Source organism: Moorena sp. SIO4G3 (assembly GCF_010692305.1).
Taxonomy (GTDB): Bacteria; Cyanobacteriota; Cyanobacteriia; order Cyanobacteriales; family Coleofasciculaceae; genus Moorena; species Moorena producens_A.
The window spans coordinates 1-2,713 of sequence record NZ_JAAHIG010000633.1 but is presented as its reverse complement, the minus strand read 5'-3'; the positions used below and the strand labels follow the sequence as shown (position 1 = coordinate 2,713).

At 45.5% G+C, this 2,713-nt stretch carries 2 protein-coding genes and 1 pseudogene; all 3 read right to left on the bottom strand.

The window, feature by feature from the left end:
• Positions 1 to 271: 271 nt before the first annotated feature.
• Positions 272 to 457: pseudogene (locus F6J99_RS43980) on the bottom strand (transposase); the annotation flags it as partial.
• Positions 458 to 535: 78 nt separating this feature from the next.
• Positions 536 to 2,098, bottom strand: a complete 1,563-nt coding sequence (locus tag F6J99_RS43975) for a reverse transcriptase domain-containing protein (RefSeq protein ID WP_293123483.1) — start codon at positions 2,096 to 2,098, stop codon at positions 536 to 538.
• 319 nt (positions 2,099 to 2,417) lie between these two features.
• Positions 2,418 to 2,573, bottom strand: a complete 156-nt coding sequence (locus tag F6J99_RS43970; RefSeq protein ID WP_293123480.1) for a hypothetical protein — start codon at positions 2,571 to 2,573, stop codon at positions 2,418 to 2,420.
• Between the last annotated feature and the right edge of the window lie 140 nt (positions 2,574 to 2,713).

Below are 2,713 nucleotides of genomic sequence, written 5' to 3'. Positions count from 1 at the left end.
GATTTCGCGAGGGTTGGTCTTTCACCAACATGGTAATCAAGTTATCAAGGTATTTTCCTTGTGGTTAATCCCCCGCATCATTGAGATTCGGTTTCTAACCAACGAATCGCACAACTCTTAAATCTTCATAGGCGACCAGGTCGTTAAACCGGATTACGCAACGTGCCGGAGACGAAACCTTAGATAGTGGAGCCTTTATGGGTGTTCGGCTTTGCATAAAAGGGTTAAATCTTTTGTAATAAGGCTCCACTATCTTACGGTAACTTCTAACCAGTCTCTTGGCATGTTCTTCACGTTGCCTACTTATTTTAAGGTGCTGTCTACCTAATCTGTTAACTGCTTTTCTACGGTTGGATGAGCCTTTCTTTTTTCTATAAACTCTGCGCTGATAGAACTTAAGGCGTTTTTCTCCCGTCCTGTAAAAACGGGGATTAGGTTCAGTTTTTCCAGTAGAATCAGGTAGAGTCGATGCCTGGTATTACCCAGGGCACCTCTCTTTCAGAACCGTACGTGCGACTTTCACCGCATACGGCTCCTAGATATTCTCTCCTTTCGGAGTGCCCTTGCTTTTCTTGTTTTTGATTTGTTGGTCAGAGGGATATGCTTCTATCCTTGACCAGTGAATCATTTGGTGGCAGCTCTGGTGAACTGCTAGTAAGTTCTTTTTAGACCAGTTGTCGTGATTTCCATCTACATGATGTAGTTGTACGTCCTCGCCTTCCAGGAACTTCAACCCACAGTGTCCGCAAGTATGGTTTTGCCTTTTTAGTACGTCTGAAGTAGCATCTGAGTATAACCGGGAATTACGGTTGCTCCAATAAACTAAGTCACCGTCATAGGGTGACTTAGTCCCCTTTACATTTGCGTGTTGGTTTTGTTTGTATCCCACTTTTGGAAATGCCTTTTTGCACAGTTCATTAGCTTGGTACCGGTTTACTTTCTTATTCCTTCGGAATTTTCTGTTAGCGGTGAAGTTCATGAACCATAAGCTATCCCTGCTGCTGCTCATGTCGCAGCTGCTGTGGTAGTTACGCCATCCGCGAACGATGGGTGCTAATTTCGTGGCTTTTATTTCGACACCATAGTTCGAGTTGTTAACAATGGCTTTGATTTTCTGACGAATTACTCTATGATTATCCACTGAGGGAGTGCATGAGAACTTTTCATCTTGTCTGACGCGGAAGTGCCACCCCAGGAAGTCAAATCCATCTGTCGCTTTAGTTAACTTGGTCTTTTCCTCACTGATTTCCATTCCTCTTTCTGCCAAGAAGTTTTTGACTTTTTGGAGGATATTTTCAGCATTGTCTTTTGGTTTGAGGATGAATACCATGTCGTCTGCGTAGCGCAAACTAGTGTGTATGTCCTCTATTCCGTTGAGTGCCACATTTGCTAGTAGAGGGCTGACTATACCACCTTGAGGAGTGCCTTGCATTGGAAATTCCGGATTGACGCCCGCTTTTAAACATCTGAATATCCCCTGTTTCAGACATGTCGGTGCTAGCAATCTATCCATAATGCTGGTGTGGTTAATCCGGTCGAAGCATTTCTTGATGTCTAGTTCGATGATGCGTTTGGTTATGCCTTTTTTGTTTGAGGCTAGATGTAAAAATAACCTCTTTTGGACATCCTGGGCGCATCTCCCTGTTCTGAAACCGTAGCTGTTACCACTGAATGTGGCTTCGTGTGCTGGTTCCAGGGTGTATTTTGCTAGACATTGCCATGCTCTATCGGCGATGGTTGGTATCTTTAACATCCGAGTTTTCCCATTCTTTTTAAGGATGGGTACTTCTCGTAGTCCGCTATGTTTCCAGTCAGTTGCATAGTGGTTCAATGTTTCTACCAGTGCCATCCGTTCCCGGTATTTGAGGCTGGACTTGCCATCAATTCCCGCCGTTTTCTTACCCTTATTTAGTTGGGTCACTTGTCGGACGGCCAAAAGTTGTGCTGAGCGGGATTTTAGAATCAGTTTCTGTAAAGACCTAGCTTTCCGAAGGTCGCCTTCTCGAACTGCTTTATACACTCGTTTTTGTAGGCGGAATAGGTTCTGGCGGAGTTTCTTCCACGGTTGCTTCTTCCAAGATTCACTATGGTTTCCCATGTGTCTAATCATGCTCTCCTAGAATTTGTGTATTCTGAATACCCGCAGCCAGTTTCCGGCTGCATCCTACCCGGCAGTGAGGATTAGGTGTGGCATCACTTACTGAGGGTTCGACCGTTCCTCAGACTCAATTGCTGTCGTTTTTACTTGTTCCGTCCATTGGATTGTTGTGGTGATTTAGGGCAGTCCATTTCGCCTATTCCCTCCTCAGAGATTACGGCTATCCTACACAAAAACGCCGTGAGGATGTAGGGAATTAAGTCTCACATATACTTGTCAGATTGCGGCTTAGAGTTTAGACGCTTTTTCAGGACTTTTGTTAATCTACCCGTGTCACCTCCCCGTTAGCGCCAGTGTCCCACATCTGATTTGGGTCTGATTGCGCCCTGGTGCCAGCTTCGCTCTGAGTTATGCCTAATTCTCGGCGTGGCCAAGATAGGGAGTCACTTTCTCTCTTGAAGGGCAGGGTTTCCACCTGCATCCTATGGGTTAGAGTCGATGTCCCCTATTAAGGGGAGCACCTCTCCTTCAGAACCGTGCATGAAGCTTTCACCTCACACGGCTCCTAGATATTCTGGTCTTTCGACCTGCTCCAATGTATCTGTTGGTGGCAGC

Excerpts from the sequence above, each read along its gene's own strand:
- F6J99_RS43975 (WP_293123483.1), bottom strand. The coding sequence starts at position 2,098 with ATGGGAAACCATAGTGAATCTTGGAAGAAGCAACCGTGGAAGAAACTC.